General features: G+C 32.7%; 18 protein-coding genes. 9 read left to right on the plus strand and 9 right to left on the minus strand.

Annotated features, from left to right (window positions below):
- Positions 1-39 precede the first annotated feature (39 nt).
- Positions 40-651: a hypothetical protein gene (locus BUE95_RS12655; protein ID WP_073585088.1), complete on the plus strand. Its 612-nt coding sequence runs from the start codon at positions 40-42 to the stop codon at positions 649-651.
- The gene (locus tag BUE95_RS12660) at positions 648-1,349 is read left to right on the plus strand and encodes a DUF3307 domain-containing protein (RefSeq protein WP_073585090.1); all 702 of its coding nucleotides are present in this window, start codon (positions 648-650) and stop codon (positions 1,347-1,349) included. The genes BUE95_RS12655 and BUE95_RS12660 overlap by 4 nt, the downstream gene beginning before the upstream one ends.
- Here the strand turns inward: BUE95_RS12660 and BUE95_RS12665 are convergent.
- Positions 1,323-2,354, minus strand: a complete 1,032-nt coding sequence (locus BUE95_RS12665) for a quinone-dependent dihydroorotate dehydrogenase (RefSeq protein WP_073585092.1) — start codon at positions 2,352-2,354, stop codon at positions 1,323-1,325. The genes BUE95_RS12660 and BUE95_RS12665 overlap by 27 nt on opposite strands.
- A 172-nt stretch (positions 2,355-2,526) precedes the next feature.
- Between BUE95_RS12665 and BUE95_RS12670 the strand changes: the two genes are divergently transcribed.
- From BUE95_RS12670 to BUE95_RS12680, 3 genes are all read left to right on the plus strand, one after another.
- Entirely contained in the window at positions 2,527-3,081 is a 555-nt protein-coding gene (locus tag BUE95_RS12670) for a thioredoxin family protein (protein WP_073585094.1), read from the plus strand.
- 259 nt (positions 3,082-3,340) lie between these two features.
- Positions 3,341-4,915, plus strand: a complete 1,575-nt coding sequence (locus BUE95_RS12675) for an FMN-binding glutamate synthase family protein (protein ID WP_073585096.1) — start codon at positions 3,341-3,343, stop codon at positions 4,913-4,915.
- 6 nt (positions 4,916-4,921) lie between these two features.
- Complete coding sequence (locus tag BUE95_RS12680) at positions 4,922-5,305, plus strand: GreA/GreB family elongation factor (protein WP_073585098.1); 384 nt, start codon at positions 4,922-4,924, stop codon at positions 5,303-5,305.
- Between the two features lie 29 nt (positions 5,306-5,334).
- Here the strand turns inward: BUE95_RS12680 and BUE95_RS12685 are convergent, their stop codons facing one another.
- Together BUE95_RS12685 and BUE95_RS12695 are read right to left on the minus strand one after the other, a co-directional pair.
- Positions 5,335-5,682 (minus strand): hypothetical protein, encoded by a 348-nt coding sequence (locus BUE95_RS12685; RefSeq protein WP_073585100.1) that lies wholly within the window; start codon positions 5,680-5,682, stop codon positions 5,335-5,337.
- A 205-nt stretch (positions 5,683-5,887) separates the two neighbouring features.
- Positions 5,888-6,391, minus strand: coding sequence for a hypothetical protein (locus BUE95_RS12695; RefSeq protein WP_073585103.1), 504 nt, complete (start codon positions 6,389-6,391; stop codon positions 5,888-5,890).
- A gap of 181 nt (positions 6,392-6,572) precedes the next feature.
- Here BUE95_RS12695 and BUE95_RS12700 point away from each other — a divergent pair, with 181 nt between their 5' ends.
- Complete coding sequence (locus BUE95_RS12700) at positions 6,573-8,240, plus strand: RluA family pseudouridine synthase (RefSeq protein WP_073585105.1); 1,668 nt, start codon at positions 6,573-6,575, stop codon at positions 8,238-8,240.
- 62 nt (positions 8,241-8,302) lie between these two features.
- Here BUE95_RS12700 and BUE95_RS12705 read toward each other — a convergent pair whose 3' ends face one another.
- The gene (locus BUE95_RS12705) at positions 8,303-8,677 is read right to left on the minus strand and encodes a GreA/GreB family elongation factor (protein WP_073585107.1); all 375 of its coding nucleotides are present in this window, start codon (positions 8,675-8,677) and stop codon (positions 8,303-8,305) included.
- 435 nt (positions 8,678-9,112) lie between these two features.
- Between BUE95_RS12705 and BUE95_RS12710 the strand changes: the two genes are divergently transcribed.
- The gene (locus BUE95_RS12710; RefSeq protein ID WP_073585109.1) at positions 9,113-10,732 is read left to right on the plus strand and encodes a M1 family metallopeptidase; all 1,620 of its coding nucleotides are present in this window, start codon (positions 9,113-9,115) and stop codon (positions 10,730-10,732) included.
- A 30-nt stretch (positions 10,733-10,762) separates the two neighbouring features.
- On the opposite strand, the gene BUE95_RS12715 is transcribed toward BUE95_RS12710, so the two are convergent.
- The 3 genes from BUE95_RS12715 to BUE95_RS12725 all read right to left on the minus strand — a co-directional run bounded on the left by BUE95_RS12715 (position 10,763) and on the right by BUE95_RS12725 (position 13,442).
- Positions 10,763-11,326, minus strand: coding sequence for a hypothetical protein (locus BUE95_RS12715; RefSeq protein ID WP_073585111.1), 564 nt, complete (start codon positions 11,324-11,326; stop codon positions 10,763-10,765).
- An 89-nt stretch (positions 11,327-11,415) separates the two neighbouring features.
- Positions 11,416-12,480, minus strand: coding sequence for an AMP-binding protein (locus BUE95_RS12720; protein ID WP_073585113.1), 1,065 nt, complete (start codon positions 12,478-12,480; stop codon positions 11,416-11,418).
- 44 nt (positions 12,481-12,524) lie between these two features.
- The gene (locus tag BUE95_RS12725; protein WP_073585115.1) at positions 12,525-13,442 is read right to left on the minus strand and encodes a CPBP family intramembrane glutamic endopeptidase; all 918 of its coding nucleotides are present in this window, start codon (positions 13,440-13,442) and stop codon (positions 12,525-12,527) included.
- A gap of 45 nt (positions 13,443-13,487) precedes the next feature.
- Here BUE95_RS12725 and arsC point away from each other — a divergent pair, with 45 nt between their 5' ends.
- Complete coding sequence (gene arsC / locus BUE95_RS12730) at positions 13,488-13,832, plus strand: arsenate reductase (glutaredoxin) (RefSeq protein ID WP_073585117.1); 345 nt, start codon at positions 13,488-13,490, stop codon at positions 13,830-13,832.
- Between the two features lie 78 nt (positions 13,833-13,910).
- Positions 13,911-16,355, plus strand: a complete 2,445-nt coding sequence (locus BUE95_RS12735; RefSeq protein WP_073585191.1) for a TonB-dependent receptor — start codon at positions 13,911-13,913, stop codon at positions 16,353-16,355.
- Positions 16,356-16,618: 263 nt separating this feature from the next.
- Here BUE95_RS12735 and BUE95_RS13755 read toward each other — a convergent pair whose 3' ends face one another.
- Positions 16,619-16,789, minus strand: a complete 171-nt coding sequence (locus tag BUE95_RS13755) for a hypothetical protein (RefSeq protein WP_200778624.1) — start codon at positions 16,787-16,789, stop codon at positions 16,619-16,621.
- An 84-nt stretch (positions 16,790-16,873) separates the two neighbouring features.
- Positions 16,874-17,944, minus strand: coding sequence for a magnesium/cobalt transporter CorA (corA, locus tag BUE95_RS12740; protein WP_073585193.1), 1,071 nt, complete (start codon positions 17,942-17,944; stop codon positions 16,874-16,876).
- Between the last annotated feature and the right edge of the window lie 22 nt (positions 17,945-17,966).

Below are 17,966 nucleotides of genomic sequence, written 5' to 3' on the forward strand. Positions count from 1 at the left end.
AATTTAAGTTTTATAAAAATATTTTAGTACATTTGACTTATGATTGTGATACTTACAGCCGATATAATCAAATCGAGAAAGCTTTCATCTAAAAAATGGATAGATGATTTGAAAGCTTTATTGCTCACTTTTGGAAAAGCTCCAAATGATTGGGAAATTTACCGTGGTGATGAGTTTCAAATGGAAATTAAAAATCCCGAAGATGCTTTATTGATTGCGTTCCAAATCAAAGCCTTCTTCAAATCTATTGATTTAGATGTGCGAATGAGTTTAGGATTTGGAGATAAAACCTACAAAACCAGAAAAATAACAGAAAGTAATGGAACCGCTTTTATTCGCTCTGGAGAATCGTTTGAAACCTTAAAAAAACAGAAATTAAATTTAGTACTAAATTCGGGCAACGAGGCTTTTGACGAAGAATTGAATTTGATGCTAAAACTAAGTTTATCATTTATGGACAGTTGGTTGCAACAATCGGCGGAATTTGTTTTGGTTGCGATTCAAAATCCGAATCTTTCACAGGAAGAAATAGGCGTAAAACTGGGTATCAATCAAGCCGCTGTGAGTAGACGGCAAAAACGTTCAAATTTTGAATTATTAATGCAAGTGGAACACTATTATAGAAAAAAAGTTAAAACTTTAGAAAAATGATTGTATTCGTAAAATTACTTTTAGCACATTTACTTGGCGATTTTTTATTGCAACCCACTACTTGGGTTTTAGATAAAGAAGCCAAAAAACATAAAAGTAGTTTCTTATATATTCATGTTTTGCTTCACGGTATTTTAGCTTTTGCACTTGTCTTTGAAAGCGATTTTCTTTGGTATGCACTACTATTAACTGTTCTGCACGGGATAATCGATTATGTTAAATTACGATATCAGACAAAAAAGAGCAAACGTTTCTGGTTTCTTTTGGATCAATTCTTACACCTCATAACCCTTGTGGGGATTGCCTTTTTTTACACAAATGCTTCTATAGATTATAGTCTTTTGAACGCTAATTTTTGGATTATCGTTACGGGGATTGTCGTATTAACAAAACCTGCATCCGTAATCATTCGAAATATCATATCCATTTGGACGCCTGAGAAAAACGCAAAAGACAATTCGCTGGAAAATGCTGGAAATTATATTGGGATTTTAGAACGATTGTTCATTTTTTGTTTCCTTTTAACCCATCATTTTGAAGCTATCGGATTTTTATTAGCTGCAAAATCCATTTTTAGATTTGGTGATTTAAAAGCCGCAAAAGACCGAAAGCTCACCGAATATGTACTTATCGGAACTTTATTAAGTTTCGGAATCGCATTGCTAATTGGTTTACTCGTTCAATTCGTGATGCGCTAAAATCTTTTTGTTAATCGCTTTCACTAAGGCAGGACCTTCGTAAATAAAACCCGTATAAAGTTGAACCAAACTAGCACCTGCGTTCAATTTTTCAATCGCATCTTCTGCCGTGTGAATACCTCCTACTCCAATGATTGGAAACGACTTATTGCTTTTTTCCGAAAGAAAACGAATCACTTCTGTAGCACGTTTCGTTAATGGTTTTCCAGATAAGCCGCCCATTTCGGATTTGTTTTCCGATTGTAAACCTTCGCGAGAAATCGTTGTATTGGTAGCAATTACACCTGCAATTTTGGTCTCGTTGACGATATCAATGATATCTAAAAGTTGCTCATCAGTTAAATCGGGAGCGATTTTTAGTAAAATTGGTTTTGGTTTTGGTTTTGTGTCGTTTTGATTTTGAAGTGTTTGCAGCAAGTCGGTCAAAGGTTTTTTATCTTGTAATTCACGTAGATTGGGTGTGTTTGGCGAACTCACATTCACCACAAAATAATCTACGTATGGAAACAAAGCTTCAAAACAAATTTCGTAATCCTTTACCGCTTCTTCGTTTGGCGTGACTTTATTTTTTCCAATGTTTCCACCGATTAAAACGCCTTTGTTTTTTTTCAAACGTTCGACTGCTTCTTTAACACCGCCGTTATTGAACCCCATTCGGTTGATAATCGCATTGTCTTCTTTTAAACGGAACAAACGTTTTTTAGGATTTCCTTCTTGTCCAACAGGCGTCAACGTTCCAATTTCGATAAAACCGAATCCAAAATTTGATAACTCTTTATACAACTTTGCATCTTTATCAAATCCTGCTGCTAATCCAACTGGATTTTTGAATTTAATCCCGAAAACTTCTCGTTCTAAACGCGCATCTTTTACTTCGTAAAGCGCTTGAAATAAACTTGAAAAACCTGGAATTTTATTCAGAAAACGAATGAATGAAAAGGTAAAATAATGTACTTTTTCTGGATCGAAACAGAAAAGTAACGGACGAATGAAGCTTTTGTACATAGTGTGTTGTGTTGTTGTGCAAAAGTAAGAAAATGCCTTTCCAAAAAAAAGTATTGACGCATTTTGTAACAATAAAAGATTTGGTGCGTATAATTACTGATGTAAATTCCAAAAGACAAAAAACAAATTCCAAATAAAAAGCTAATTTCTAAAATTTCAAATCCTAAACATAATGGCTCAAACTCCTTCCAACATGTTACCTTTGGGCACAATTGCTCCTGATTTCAATTTGAAAGATACTAATGCTACTGATTTTAAAACTTTTGAAGATTGCAAAGGTGAAAAAGGAACAGTCGTAATCTTCATTTGCAATCATTGTCCGTTTGTACATCATGTGATGGAAGAGGTAATTCGTGTGGTGAACGATTATCGTGTGCAAGGAATTGGTTTTGTTGCGATTTCAAGTAATGATGTAGTGAAATATCCGCAAGATGCTCCTGAATTAATGACCGAATTTGCCTTTGAAAACGGATTTGAATTTCCGTATTTATATGATGAAACACAAGAAGTAGCCAAAGCCTACAATGCCGCTTGTACACCTGATTTTTATCTTTTCGACAATCGAGATAAATTGGTTTACCGTGGACAATTAGACGATAGCCGACCGGGAAATGGTATTCCGTTGAGTGGTTCTGATTTACGAAGCGCAATTGATGGCGTGGTGATGAATAGAAGTATCAATCCGGATCAGAAACCGAGCATTGGGTGTAATATAAAATGGAAGTAATTTTTTTATCTCATTAGTTTCCTTAACTTTGTACTCAAATTAAATTCATTTCTTTTGAAATACCTAGTTTCAAATATTACTTTAATTTCAAATGCTGTTACAAAAGTAATTGCATTTACCCACAGCAAGGCCTTTATCAATTAGGCCTCCGTCTACCCTATTCCTAATTCTCAGACGGAGGATTTTTACTTAAATCATTTATTTAATCCTATCAGAAGCATCTTCTGATATCCTTATTTTTTTTTAAAATTCCAGCATCATGTCACAAAAAAATCTTTTGGGAAAATTATATGCACGCCATATCATTTGGTTGGTTACATTATCCTTTTTCATTGGGACTCTTTTTTTGGTTGCGTATTATAAAGTGCATCCTGTTTTTCTATCTGCTCCTTTCGTCATGTTAATTTTAGTTACCATTGATAGCTTGCAATCCAAGCATTCAGTACGCAGAAATTATCCATTAGTAGGACGTTTACGCTACTTATTTGAATCCGTTCGTCCTGAATTTCGCCAATACTTTTTTGAAGGCGAATTGGATGGAAAACCATTTAACAGAAGACAACGTTCCATTGTGTATCAGAGAGCAAAGAATCAGAAGCAAACCATTTCGTTTGGCATGCAAGACGAGCCTAATAGAATAGGATATGAATGGGCAGCACATTCGATTTATCCTAAAAAGAACGATTTTAGTCAATTCCGAGTAACCATTGGAAATTCACAATGTTCAAAACCCTATAGTGCTAGTATTTTCAACATTAGTGCGATGAGTTATGGAGCCTTGAGTAAAACTGCCATTTCTTCTCTGAACGAAGGGGCCAAAATGGGGAATTTTGCCCACAATACAGGAGAAGGCGGCATCAGTGATTACCATTTAAAAGGAGGCGATTTGATTTGGCAAATAGGAACAGGCTATTTTGGTTGTAGGGATGGTAGAGGGCATTTCAATGACGCACTTTTTGTGGAAAAAGCGAATTTAAAAGAAGTGAAAATGATAGAGCTAAAGCTATCTCAAGGAGCAAAACCAGGACATGGAGGTTTACTCCCTGCTGAAAAAAACACGCCAGAGATTGCCAAAATTAGAGCTTTAGAACCCTATACAACAGTTCATTCCCCATCCGCTCATACAGCGTTTTCGAATGCCACTGAATTGTTGTATTTCATACATAAATTGAGAACCTTATCCAATGGAAAACCGGTTGGGTTTAAGATTTGTATCGGTAAAAAAGAAGAGTTTACCGAAATATTAGAAGCCATGATAAGCACCAATATCCTTCCTGATTTCATAACTATTGACGGTGCTGAAGGCGGAACTGGAGCAGCGCCTTTAGAGTTTATCGATTATATGGGAATGGCGTTATCGGATGCCTTAGTATTTGCTCATAAATCCTTATTAGATTATGGTTTACGCAGCGAAATTAAATTACTAGCGTCAGGTAAAATTATTTCGGCTTTTGATATTGCTAAAAATATGTCTCTGGGAGCCGATGCTTGTTACAGTGCGCGAGGTATGATGTTTGCGCTAGGTTGTATTCAAGCGTTGCAGTGTGACAGCGGAAAATGTCCGGTTGGAATCGCAACCCAAGATAAATCGCTTTATAAAGGTTTGGATATTAGTGATAAGCGCGTTCGTGTAGCAAATTTTCACAAGAATACCCTGAAAGCGGTAGCCGAATTCATTGGAGCATGTGGATTTGAACTTCCGGATGAAATTACACCGGAAACCTTTTACAGAAGAGTACATCATAATACCAACTTAAACTTTAAGGAAATCTATTTTACCAATCCAGAAACCAAAAGCAAAACATTAGATAAAGAAACAATATTCTTAAATTAAAATAATATGAAACCAATACCAACATTTACATCAAGCGATCATAAGCTGCTTAAAAAAATTACTAAAAGTAATCTATCTGCTACGAGTGCTAAAGAAATCAATCTGTTAACTCAAGAATTAGACAGAGGTAATATTGTAGAAGATAATGCCATCGAAAACGATGTTATTCGAATTAACTCGGAGGTAATTATTGAAGATATGAGTACGCAAAAACAAATGAAATTTCAAATTGTTTTACCTTCTCAAGCGAATATAAAAGAGAGTAAATATTCCGTTCTAGTTCCGCTTAGTGTGGCGATTATTGGCTTTAAAGTAAACGATCAGGTAGATTGGGAATTGCCTGCTGGTAACAAAACTTTAAAAGTTATTGCTGTAAACAATGGCAACTAATTTAATAAACACCTTTTTGAGGTGTTTTTTTATTTTAAAAAATCGATAATAAAAATTATAAGAATAAGCAATCCAACTACAAGTAAGTAAACTAAAACATGAAATCTCTGAACCATTCTCTCTACTCTATAATCGGAAATCATAATAGTTTCTGTACTGGCTATAATTTCATTATCAATAAGTAGTTGATCAATAATAATTCTATCTTTATCCAACAAAAAGAAACGAGTTCCATCACTAATATCAGAATTTTCATTACTATTATGATAGTAATCTATATTATTTTCAAGTAACAAATTTTCAAAAAGGATGTAGTCTTTAAATAAAACATTGAGCTTGAAATGGTCTTGGAATTTTACATCTATTGAATTTGCCATTTAAAACTACTTTTTTATAAAAAAATGAATTATCATTAAAACAATAGATGCAAATAAAAGCAAAATAGCTTGAATTGAAAATTGAATTCTAATGGTATTCCAATACATAGTTTCTGTTTTATCATAATTAAACTTAACAATTGAAATTAAGAATAAAACAAAAAATACAACAGCCAAATAAATAAAAAGTTTTTTCATGAACTAATCACTTTCTAACCAAAATCACTTCAATAGGATTATTACTTCTAGGGCCGAAAGTTCTGGCTTGGCGTTCGTTTTCACTCGAACACAAAATATACATGTTAAACGCTTGCAATTGTACTAATTGCTCTTTGAATTTTCCTTTAGTATCTTGAATTTTGATATAGAATTCTTCCGCAGGAAAGGTATTCGTAACCGAAAGCAAATACGTATCACCAGCATACGGGAAAAACCATTTTTCGGGTTCGTTTGGCTTGCTTATTAAATGATTTCTTGCAAAAACTAACGCTTGATTGCCATATTTCCAACTGTATTTGTTGTTTTCGTTAATAACATCTTCGCCTTTTTCGTTGACTAAGGTGATTTTTAAATCGGGAATATTATCGGACTTTCCTTCCTCGTGGGCTTTTACTACTAAATACGAGGTAAAATCAAAACCGCAATGCGGCACTTGTCCGAATGAGAACAAAGAAAAAAGAAGAAATAAAAAAGATAATTTAGTTTTCATAGCTTTTAGTGAACTGTAAAAATACAAAAAGAATGCCAATCGAGAGGAATGTTTTCAATCAACTTTGCTTTAATTTGTTTTAATCCATTTGCATTCTAAATTATTTTTCCACCCTGCTCATTATTCCTGAGTCCTTTTTTAAAATGATAGATTGTGACCACAATTCTTTTATCTTTGTTCCATGTTACGATCCCTTTTCCAACCCTTCAAAACCAATGTTTCAGGAATTTCATTGCCTGAAAAGTTTACGTTTCCATTTTATTATGAACCACATGAGTTGAGCCGTATTGCCGCTTATGAATTGCAAGAATATCTAGCGACACAAACTGACTTTGAGCATAACTTTGGTTTAGATGAACACCAGAAAGGCTTGATAATTGGAAAAATGTTTGGTGTTTTAGTCTGTCAAAATCAAGAAGGTGCAATAGGTTATTTATGGGCTTTTTCTGGAAAATTAGCTGGTGTAAATCACCTCCCCTATTTTGTTCCTACGATTTTTGATATGTTACACGAAGATGGTTTTTTCCGAAAAGAAGAAGAAGTATTGAATGCTATGAATCGTAAAATTGAGATTTTAGAAAATTCAAACGAACTTCAAAATTGCAAAAAACAATTCGAACTAATAAAAAAAGAAGCTTCAACGGATATTCAAAATCAGAAAGCGAAAATCAAAAGATTGAAGGTGGAGCGTGATGAAAAACGAATTTCTTTTGCCAATTTATCCCCGACAGATATGGAGCAATTAGAATTGGAACTCTCCGAAGAAAGTAAAAAAGAAAGTATTTTGCTCAAAAAGATGACAAAATATTGGAATTTTCAAATGGAAAAGGCACAAAAAGAAATCAATTTTCTTTTAGATGAGATTAACCAACTTAAAGAAGAACGCCGCCAAAAATCGGGTGCTTTACAGCAAAAATTATTTGCTGAATATTCCTTTTTGAACCAATTTGGGGAACGAAAAAGCATAGGAGAAATCTTTAACAACAACCCGCCTGCTGGCGCTGGAGAATGTGCTGCACCCAAGTTGTTACATTATGCTTTCGAACATCATTTAAAACCTATCGCTATGGCTGAATTTTGGTGGGGACAATCGCCAAAATCAGAAATTAGAAAACACAAACAATTTTATCCCGCTTGCAAAAGTAAGTGTGAGCCTATTTTGCTATCGCACATGCTGAAAGGTTTGGATATGGAAGCGAATCCGTTTCAAGAAAATCCTGCAGAAGGAAAAGACATTGAGCTTGTTTATGAAGATGAATTTTTAGCGGTAATAAACAAACCTGCAGAATTTCTATCAGTTCCAGGAAAGATAATTTCTGATTCGGTTTTTCAAAGAGTCAAAAGCTTATATCCAAATGCTACGGGGCCTTTAATTGTTCATCGTTTGGACATGTCAACTTCAGGATTGATGTTGATTGCAAAAGATGAAGCAACCTACGTAAAGTTGCAAAGTCAATTCATCAAACGCACCATTAAAAAACGCTATGTGGCTTTATTAGATGGAATTTTAGAAGAACAACAAGGGTATATCGATTTACCCTTACGAGTTGACTTAGACGACCGACCAAGACAATTGGTTTGTTACGAACATGGAAAACCAGCACAAACCAAATGGGAAAAAATTGAAATTCGAAATCATCAAACCTTAGTATACTTCTATCCTATTACGGGGAGAACCCATCAATTACGAGTACATGCTTCTCATGAAATGGGCTTAAAAACACCTATTCTTGGTGACGATTTGTATGGAAAAAAAGCTCATCGTTTGCATTTACATGCAGCGAGTTTAACTTTTGAACATCCCGTTACAAAAGAGAAAATGACAATAACAAAAGAAGCTAACTTTTAAAAAAGTGAGCTTCATACTTTAGAAACTCACTTTTTATTTAATTGTTTTTTATATGATTAGAACTAAAATCTTTCCACTTTAATTATTTCAAAATTTCGCTCACCCGTTCCAAAATCCCATTTTATTTGGTCACCAGTTTTATTACCAACTAAAGCTAATCCAATATTTCCTACAATGGATTCCGTATTATTTCTTCTTTTAGCCTTTGCTGGTGCTACAAAACTAAAATCTTGCAATTCATTAGTTATAAGATCTTTAATTGTGACTTTGCAATCAATAGTTACTACATTATCTGGTAATTCGCTACGTCTAATTTGTTTCGCACGTTTTAATTGCACCACCAATTGGTCTTCCACAAACGGAGTCACTTTTTTTCTTCTGAGTAAATCTTTAATTAAATCATAAATTCCTGTTGTCAATATTATGTCTTGATTCATTTTTTTATTTTTTTGATAAATGCCTAATTGAAACCTAAGAAATACCCAACCAAATTCAAAATTGAATTTGGCACAAAAGCATCAAAAGGCAAATGATTATTAGTTATTTTGTATAAGAAAATGGAGATTTCCCTGTCTTGGGCTTGACAGGGATTATTTAATGAAGACTTTAGCCCTTTTTAAAAATGAATCATCATGCAAGTAGTTCAAAGTGACTAAACTTCGAACTTCAAGTATGTAAAAAAGAGAACATGGATTCATTTCTAATAAATAATATCAAATTTAAAACTATTTCATGCGATTAAAAAATATTTAACAATTCATTATCCTTTACTACGCTAAAAACATCTCTTTTAGCAAAAATTAGGAATACAAGTTTATTTCTATAAATTATAAAATTTAAACTCTTATATTTAGATTTTGAAATCAAAATTTATGAAAAACAGTTTTTTAGTGGTGCTATTAGTATTAGGAATACAGCAAATCAATGCCCAATTTACACGTCGCGATTCTTTACAAGGTGGTTTGCGAATTGAAAGAACCTCTTATGATGTGAAACGTTATGATTTGAACATTACGATACACCCAGAACAAAAAAGCATCGAAGGATTTAATGAAATTACGTTTGAAGTGTTAGTGCCAACACAAAAAATTCAATTGGATTTATTTGATAATATGAAAGTAGATTCGATTGTTTGGAATACCAAAAAATTACAATACCAGCGCGAGTATGACGCTGTTTTTATAGCTTTTCCTGAAAAATTAGCTTCAAAATCAAATCACAAGTTACAATTTTATTATTCGGGTAACCCTAAAATCGCAAAAAATGCTCCTTGGGATGGCGGATTTGTTTTCAAAAAAGACAGTAATGGTAAAGACTTTATTGGAGTAGCAGTACAAGGAACAGGTGCTAGTTTGTGGTATCCTGTAAAAGATTCTCAAAGTGACGAACCCGACTTTGGTGCATCTATTAAGGTAGCGGTTCCAAACGGGGTTATGAACGTTTCTAACGGTCGTTTTTTAGGATCCGAAGATTTAAAGAATGGTTATACTCGATGGGATTGGGAGGTTAAAAATCCAATCAACAATTACACTATAACGGTAAATATTGCTGATTATGTTCACATTCAAGATAAAATGCCCGATTTAGATTTAGATTACTATGTTTTGAGAGAAAATGAAACCAAAGCACGTGAACATTTTGCAGAAGTAAAACCAATGATGGAATGTTTTCAATCGAAATTTGGTCGTTATCCGTTTTGGGAAGATGGGTATAAATTAGTGGAAACGCCCTATTTAGGCATGGAACATCAAAGTGCCGTAGCTTATGGCAACAAATACAAAAAAGGATACATGGGTTTTGACTTATCGGGAACAGGCGTTGGGATGTTTTTCGATTACATCACAATTCATGAAACAGGGCACGAATGGTTTGGAAATAGCATCACGAGTACGGATATCGCCGACATGTGGATTCATGAAGGATTTACGACGTATTCTGAAACCGTATTTGTAGAATGCATGAAAGGGTATGATGATGCGATGAAATACATAAATGGTCAAGCTAGAAATATTAGAAACGACAAGCCTATTATTGGTCAATTTGGCGTCAATAACGAAGGTTCTGGTGATATGTATTATAAAGGTTCTTTGCTGTTAAATACCCTGAGACATGTAATCGCAGATGACGAAAAATGGTGGAAACTATTATATGATTACACTGAGACTTACAAAAAGAAAATAATTACAACGGAAACCGTTATTACCTATTTCAATGAGGCTTCTGGAATGGATTTAACCCCTATTTTCAATCAGTATTTGTATACAAATAAAATCCCAGTTTTAAATTATGAAGTCACTGGAGATTATCTAAATTATTCTTGGTCAAATGTAAATGAAGATTTTAATATGCCAATAGACATTGATTTTGAAGGTAAAAAAATGAGATTGTACCCAACTCTTGAAAACCAAAAAATAAAGCTAAAAAAACTACGAAAAAGAAGTTTTCAAATCTATGACAACCAATTTTTTATAAAATTAGAAGAGAAAGATTAAATCTTTCTCTTTTTTTTTTTTAATGTTGGTTTAAAAAGAATATCCTAATCTAAGGTTTAAATTAATTGCGATTTCCCCTTCGTTTTCTAAATAACCCGCTTGCTTTGCAAAAAAATAACGATATCCCAGTCCTACACCTGTCTCATAAGTAAAGTGATTTCCTAAAGTTCTTTTAATACCCCATGTTGGTACGACCCCAATATCGGTAATAATATTTACGGATTCATTATTTGAAATTACAAACCAATCGGGATGGTAATAAGTTTCGAGCGAGAAGAAATTACCACTATTTTTATCAATTTTTTTAGATTTAGAACGTCTTTTTTCTAGATTATAATACCAACGAGGCTCAACACGAAGAACAGGAGCAAAAACAAATCCTGTTTTTTCATAATATTTCCCTGCCCAAATACCTGTATCGAAACCAATTTCAGACCTTAATACGATTTCGGATGTTAATTTAGTTTCATTGTGAACCCAAATACCTAAAAAACCTGTTTGCACACCATAAATGGATTTCGCAACACTTGTTTCCTGAGAATGAGTACAATGAAAAAACAAACTCATCAAAAGGGCAATACCAATTTTTTTCATAGCCTATTTAATATTAAAAAGCATTTCTCTGAGGAAGACGTAACGGAACAACAATTCAAAATCTGCTTTGGATATGGAATTACTTCTGTCTAGGATACGTTAACTTTTATTTTTTTTAATGTTTCCGTTCTATTAATTTTAGTAGTTTCTGTTCTTTCAAAATGGGAAACCAAGTAAGTGGCTTTGGGTTTTTCAAATTTTTCTAATCCGTCAAATATCTGGGAATCCAAAGAAATTTCTTTATCTGATTCAAGGACTAAAATAACTTTATGTCCTAAAATAGGATCCGGTTCCGAAGCAATAAAAAAAGGGACCCCAATTTGAGAGGCAAGTTTAGCCTCAATTTGTTCGGGAAACAATTTTATACCACCACTATTAATTACATTATCATAACGGCCTAACCATTGAAATTGGCGGTTATTTTGAATTTCAACGATATCATTTGTGATTATTTTTCCATCTGTAATAGTTGGTGCTTCTATAACCAAACAAGCTCTCTCGTCTTTGGATATGGACGCGTGTTCCAAAACATTAAAAAAAGGCTCTCCGATTTTTCTTGCCGCGATATGCGTCAGTGTTTCAGTCATGCCATAGGTTTCGTAAATATCAGATGGAATTGTTTGTAGTTTTAAAGCTAAATCATCTGAAACTTTAGCACCTCCAATAATTATTTTCTTAAATTGATGTAGCTTATCCAAACTGTTTTCAGCTTGAAGAGGAACTAAAGCTGTAAAGTCATACTTTTTATTAGGTAACAAATCATTTAAATGACTGTTAGGAGCTATCAAATCTATTTCTAAGCCAATAATTATTGCCCTAACCAACATCATTTTTCCAGCAATATATCGTGATGGTAAAGCATGTAAGATGGTATCCCCTGGTCGTAGATCAAAGAAGTTGGCCGTTGCAATAGCTGAATTAACCATCGCTTGTTTGTTCACAGTGATATTCTTTGGCATCCCTGTGGTCCCAGAAGTAGTCAAAACAATGGTCTCCTTATCATCAATCCAATCCAATAAAAACTCGCCAAACTCTTTTTCAAAAGAAGCTCCTTCTTTAATTAAACTATATGCCAATTGAAACAACGATTGTTTTTCAATATGAAATCCGTTAATTTTAAAACGATTGTGAATATTTCGATAATGAGGTATCATGATGATAAAAGTTTAAATAAATTAAAAAAGTGAGCTAATTAATTTTAATCCTCTTGATGGTTACCTAGTAACTTTTCTTTCCAACTGCTCCATTTGTAAATTTTAGAAAACACAAAGATTAAAATTGGATATATAATAAATACTGGTAAAAAAGCTTCATAATCTAAAGAAGGTTCTGACAAATCTTTAAAAACAGAGTATGTTTTAAAAACTGTAAAATCAGATGTTATTAACAAAGCCGCTGTCATGTTGTTGGCTGCATGAAAACCAATCGCCAATTCGGTCCCCTCATCCATCAAAGTAATAATCCCTAAAAAAAGACCGGTTCCAATGTAATACACCAAAATGAGATAGCCCATTTTTTGAACTTCTGGATTAAAAATATGCATGACACCAAAAATAACAGATGTCATCACTAAAGGAAACCATTTGTTTTTTGACAAATTAAAAAAACCTTGCATTAAGTAACCTCTAAAAACCAATTCTTCGGTAGTGGTTTGAATGGGCATCAAAACCAACGTAATTAATACCAATAATAAAAATGGAACTAAATTAAACTGCAATTGTATTTGAGAACTGTCAGTAAAATACGAAATTACAATTAGCGTTGAAGAAAACAGTGCCCAAATAGTGAAGGCTACAAAAACGCGCTTCCAATCAATTGAATTCCTTGATGTTACAATAGAAAGAAACGACTGATGATGCCCTTTTTTTACAACAAAAATTAGCGTTAAAAAAGCAAAAACAAAAGATATTAATATTAAAAACAAGAACAAATTTGAATCAAACATGGCATAGAGATCCTTCTCCGATGTTGGCATCTTATTTGTTGAAAAACCAGTTATTATAACCGCTAATCCAAGTGGAATTTGCCCTACTAAAGAACCTAAAAAAACCAATATTGAACCTAGGAGATACTTCCAAAAATCATTTTCTTTTTTAAAACCTTGTGCTATAAACATATTGTAAACTATTACTTTTGTGCAATAATAAACAAAAAATACGATATGATTACCATTTACCACAATCCAAAATGCAGCAAATCGAGAGCAGGTTTGTGCGAAATAGAAACTTTAAATCTACCTTTTACTATAAGACGCTATTTAGACCATCCTTTAACGAAAGAAGAACTTGTTGCGCTCCTAGAAAAACTTCAAATGAAACCAATTGAATTGGTCAGAACAAAAGAAGCTATTTGGAAAGAACAATATAGAGAAAAGGAAATGAACGATGACGAAATCATAGATGCTCTATTAACTCATCCTAAGTTAATTGAAAGACCAATTGTTGTTTTTGGAGATAAAGCAATAATTGCGAGACCTATAGAAAAGATTAACGATTTGCTAGGGTAGTTTTAACAAAGAATTAGGAAAGTTAGGTGTAACCAAAGGCTATTTTTGTCCACTTATTGATAAAATAACAAATTGATGATGAAAAAATTTCTTTTCGTGACCCTATCGCTACTATTTGGTGTGGCTACTTACGCTCAAAGACCTGAAGGTAAAAAAATCACTATTTCAGGAAAAGTCCTAGAAAAAGGAACAAATCTTCCTTTGGAATATGCAACTATTGTTTTTGAAGATGTTACAACTAAACAATTGTCGGGAGGTATCACAGATGAAAATGGTGTTTTCAAATTTGACATTGTAGCTGGTAATTATAATGCTAGAGCCGAATTTATCTCATTTAAAAATGCTCCTATAGCGCAAAAATCTTTCAGTGAGGACACTAATTTAGGAACCATTTTTTTGGCTCCAGATGTTGCTGAGTTAAACGAAATTAACATCATAGCTGAAAGATCAACCGTTGAAATTAAGTTAGACAAAAGAGTTTATAACGTTGGTAAAGACATGATGGTAAAAGGAGGAACGGTTAGTGATGTGTTAGACAACGTGCCTTCTGTTACTGTAGATGCTGAAGGAACAGTAGCACTTCGTGGAAATGAAAATGTAAAAATTTTAATTGATGGAAGACCTTCAGGTTTAGCTGGAATCAATATCGCAGATGCTTTAAAATTATTGCCTGCTGATGCTGTTGAAAAAGTAGAAGTTATTACCAATCCATCGGCACGTTATGATGCTGAAGGTGGTGGTGGAATTATCAATATTGTAATTAGAAAAGGGAAAGCAAACGGTTTGAATGGTTCTATCATGGCCAATGTAGGAGATCCTGAAACGTATGGTGTGAGTGCCAACTTAAATAAAAAAGGAGATACCTTTAATTTGTTTTCAAACTTTGGTTACAACTACAGAAACAATCCAGGAAATTCTTTAACAGACGCACAGTATTTTAATAATGATGGTACAACCAATGGTTATGTTTACGAAAGACGAACCAATAAACGATTATACGAAGGATACAATGCTAATTTTGGTATTGATTTAAATCTAACCAAATCATTAGTTTGGACAAATGCCTTAACTTTTAGAGAAAATACTGGTAAAAATCCTGATAATGTGTTTTTTAACAATTTTGACGCTAATTTAAATCCTGTTTCAATCAGAAATCGTTTTAACAATCAAAAAAGCGACGAATTTAGTATAGAATACGCTTCTAATTTTGTGAAAAAATTTAAGAAAGATGGTCACCAACTTAATGTAGACATTGCCATTTCAAAAAACAATGAAAACGAATTTGCTACAATTACAGATCAAGTTTTAGGAGATCCATCTAGTTTAGATATTGATCTAACAACAAACATAAATAAACAACAAAGAAATTTATTTCAAGCAGATTATGTATTACCAATTGGAAAGGATGGAAGATTTGAAGCAGGATATAGAGGAAGTTTCTTAAACAACTTAACTGATTTTGCGGTTACCCCAGATACTAATAACTTTTCAAACGAACTGGAATATGTTGAAAATGTAAATGCTTTTTATGCCCAATATGGGTCTAAAATTAATAAATTTTCTTATTTCTTAGGATTGCGTTTTGAGGATAGCAACATCGAAGTCAATTCGATTTCCTTGGACGATTACAACACTAAAAAATACAATAATCTATTTCCTTCCGCTACCTTAAACTATGAATTTTCTGAAACTAGTTCATTTAGCTTAAGCTACAGTAAAAGGATTAATCGTCCTAGAGGTCGTTTCTTAAACCCTGTATCTTCTTTAGCAAGTAATATTAATATTTTTAGAGGAAACCCAGATTTAGACCCTTCTCTAACGGATGCATTTGATATTGGGTATTTAAAAAGATGGAACAAATTGACTTTTAATACTTCTGCTTACATTAATATAACCAACGATTCGTTTCAATTTGTAAGAATCAATTCTGGAATTGTAGATGGTGGTATTCCTGTAATCTTTAGTTCTCCTATTAACTTAGCAAAAGAATATAGAGCTGGTTTTGAATTCAATTTAAATTATACACCTTACAAATGGTGGCGATTAAACGGTAACTTTAATGCCTTCCGAAATGAAACACAAGGAGATTACAGCTATGTGGATCCAAATGGAGTTATTGATATTCAAAATTTTGACAACGTAGCGTATACTTGGTTTGCTAGAATTAACTCTAAAATTACTTTGCCATACAAAATCGATTGGCAAACAAACGGTTCTTATATCGCACCTCAAACCAATGCTCAAGGAAAATCTTTAGGAATTGCTTCTATGAACTTGGCTTTCAGTAAAGATATTTTAAAAGACAAAGCTACTATTGCTTTTAATGTGAGTGATGTGTTTAATTCTAGAAAAAGAATCATGGAAACGCAAATTCCTAATGTTGTAAGTTCTTATAGTGAAATGCAATGGAGAGAAAGACAAGTTATGTTGACGTTTACTTACCGTTTTAACAAACAGAAAAACGAAAGAGATAGACAACCGAGAGAAGATAATGGTGGTGAGGAATATATGGGAAAACCATAATTCAAGACATTTCATAAACTTTAAAAAGTCCCGATATTATTGGGACTTTTTTTATTCTAATGCTATTTTTTATTTAAAAAAATAGGCAACTAATTCTAGCATTCAATTGGCTACCTTTATAAGGAGTATCATAAATAGATTATTACCCTTTGCGCTCTCCTATCAATTTAAAAAATATTTTTAAATCAATTACCGAAATGGTAAGTGTTAAAAACAAAAAAGTCCCGATTTACATCGAGACTTTTATTTTTAAAACTAAAAAATTAATTTTCTAGTTCAGCTTGTCTTTTTGCTCTTTTCTCTTTAATCAATTCCATGATAGCACCGCCCAACCAATAGTGAACAAATCCTACTAAGAATATCATCAACCAAAAACCGATAGTTAAAATGGTTAAGAAAAGTAAAAAACCTAGGTACTGTTGAAATTCAAACATGATTTTTCCGGAATTTATGAATTCTTGTCAAAGATAAACCTAAATTTTATTTTTAACAATATAATATAGTAATAATTTTAAGAACTAAAACCATTTCTTCATTTTAAAATAGACAAACATAAACACCACCACTAAAATCATAACACCCCATATAATGAAATATCCATTTTCCCACTCTAGTTCCGGAAAATACTTAAAGTTCATACCATAGACACCAACAATAAAAGTCAAGGGTAAAAAAAACATCGAAACCACTGTTAACGATTTCATCACTTCATTCATCTTATGGTTTTGTGCCGAAAAAAAATAATTTGAGGCACTATCTAGTGTAATTAAATCTGATTCAATTTGTTCTAAAAGCTCCAAACACTTTTGATGTAATCTTGAAAAAAACGAATAGTTTTCAGCCTGAATATCATTAAAAACATCATCATCTTTCATGCTCTTAATCGAATATAATGAATCGCGCAATGGAATGATAGAACGCTTTAAAAAATTAAAATTATCCCGATGCTTTTCAATCAATTCTAAGACTTCTGGTTTCGTACTTGTCTTCGATAAATTAATAATTTCATCTACCCGATCTTCTTCACTTTCAATAGTTATGTAAAAATTTTCAATAATGGCATCCAATAATAAATACAATAAAAAGTCTGCTTTTTTGGTTCTTACTACCCCCGAATTGGTTCTAATTCGTTCTCGGATATGCTTAAAAAAATCACTTCGTTTCTCTTGAAACGATAGTAAAATAGTATCTTTTAATATAAAGCTAATTTGCTCATAATTGATATTATCAGAGTTTTCAATGGGCAATAATGATTTCACATTGAAAAACAAAATATTATGATATTCCTCTAACCTTGTTCGCTTTGTCGTATTTAAAATATCTCCAATAATAAAATTATCGGCTCCAAAAGTTTCACCCACTTTTGCAATAATATTGGGTTCATTTAGACCATGAATATTAAGCCAATTTACCTTTGAAAAATCTATTGAATGTTGAATATCTGATTCTTGAAGCTGATGAAATTCTGTAACATCTTCAGCATCATAGACAAACAATTGTATTTCTGTAGGGGTATCTTTATGACTACCTGTATATTCTAAAACGCTAGCTTGTACTTTTCTTCCTTTCTTATACTTAATTTTTCTCAAAACAAACAAATTTTATATAAAG

The organism is Flavobacterium cucumis, from assembly GCF_900148835.1.
Classification (GTDB): domain Bacteria; phylum Bacteroidota; class Bacteroidia; order Flavobacteriales; family Flavobacteriaceae; genus Flavobacterium; species Flavobacterium cucumis.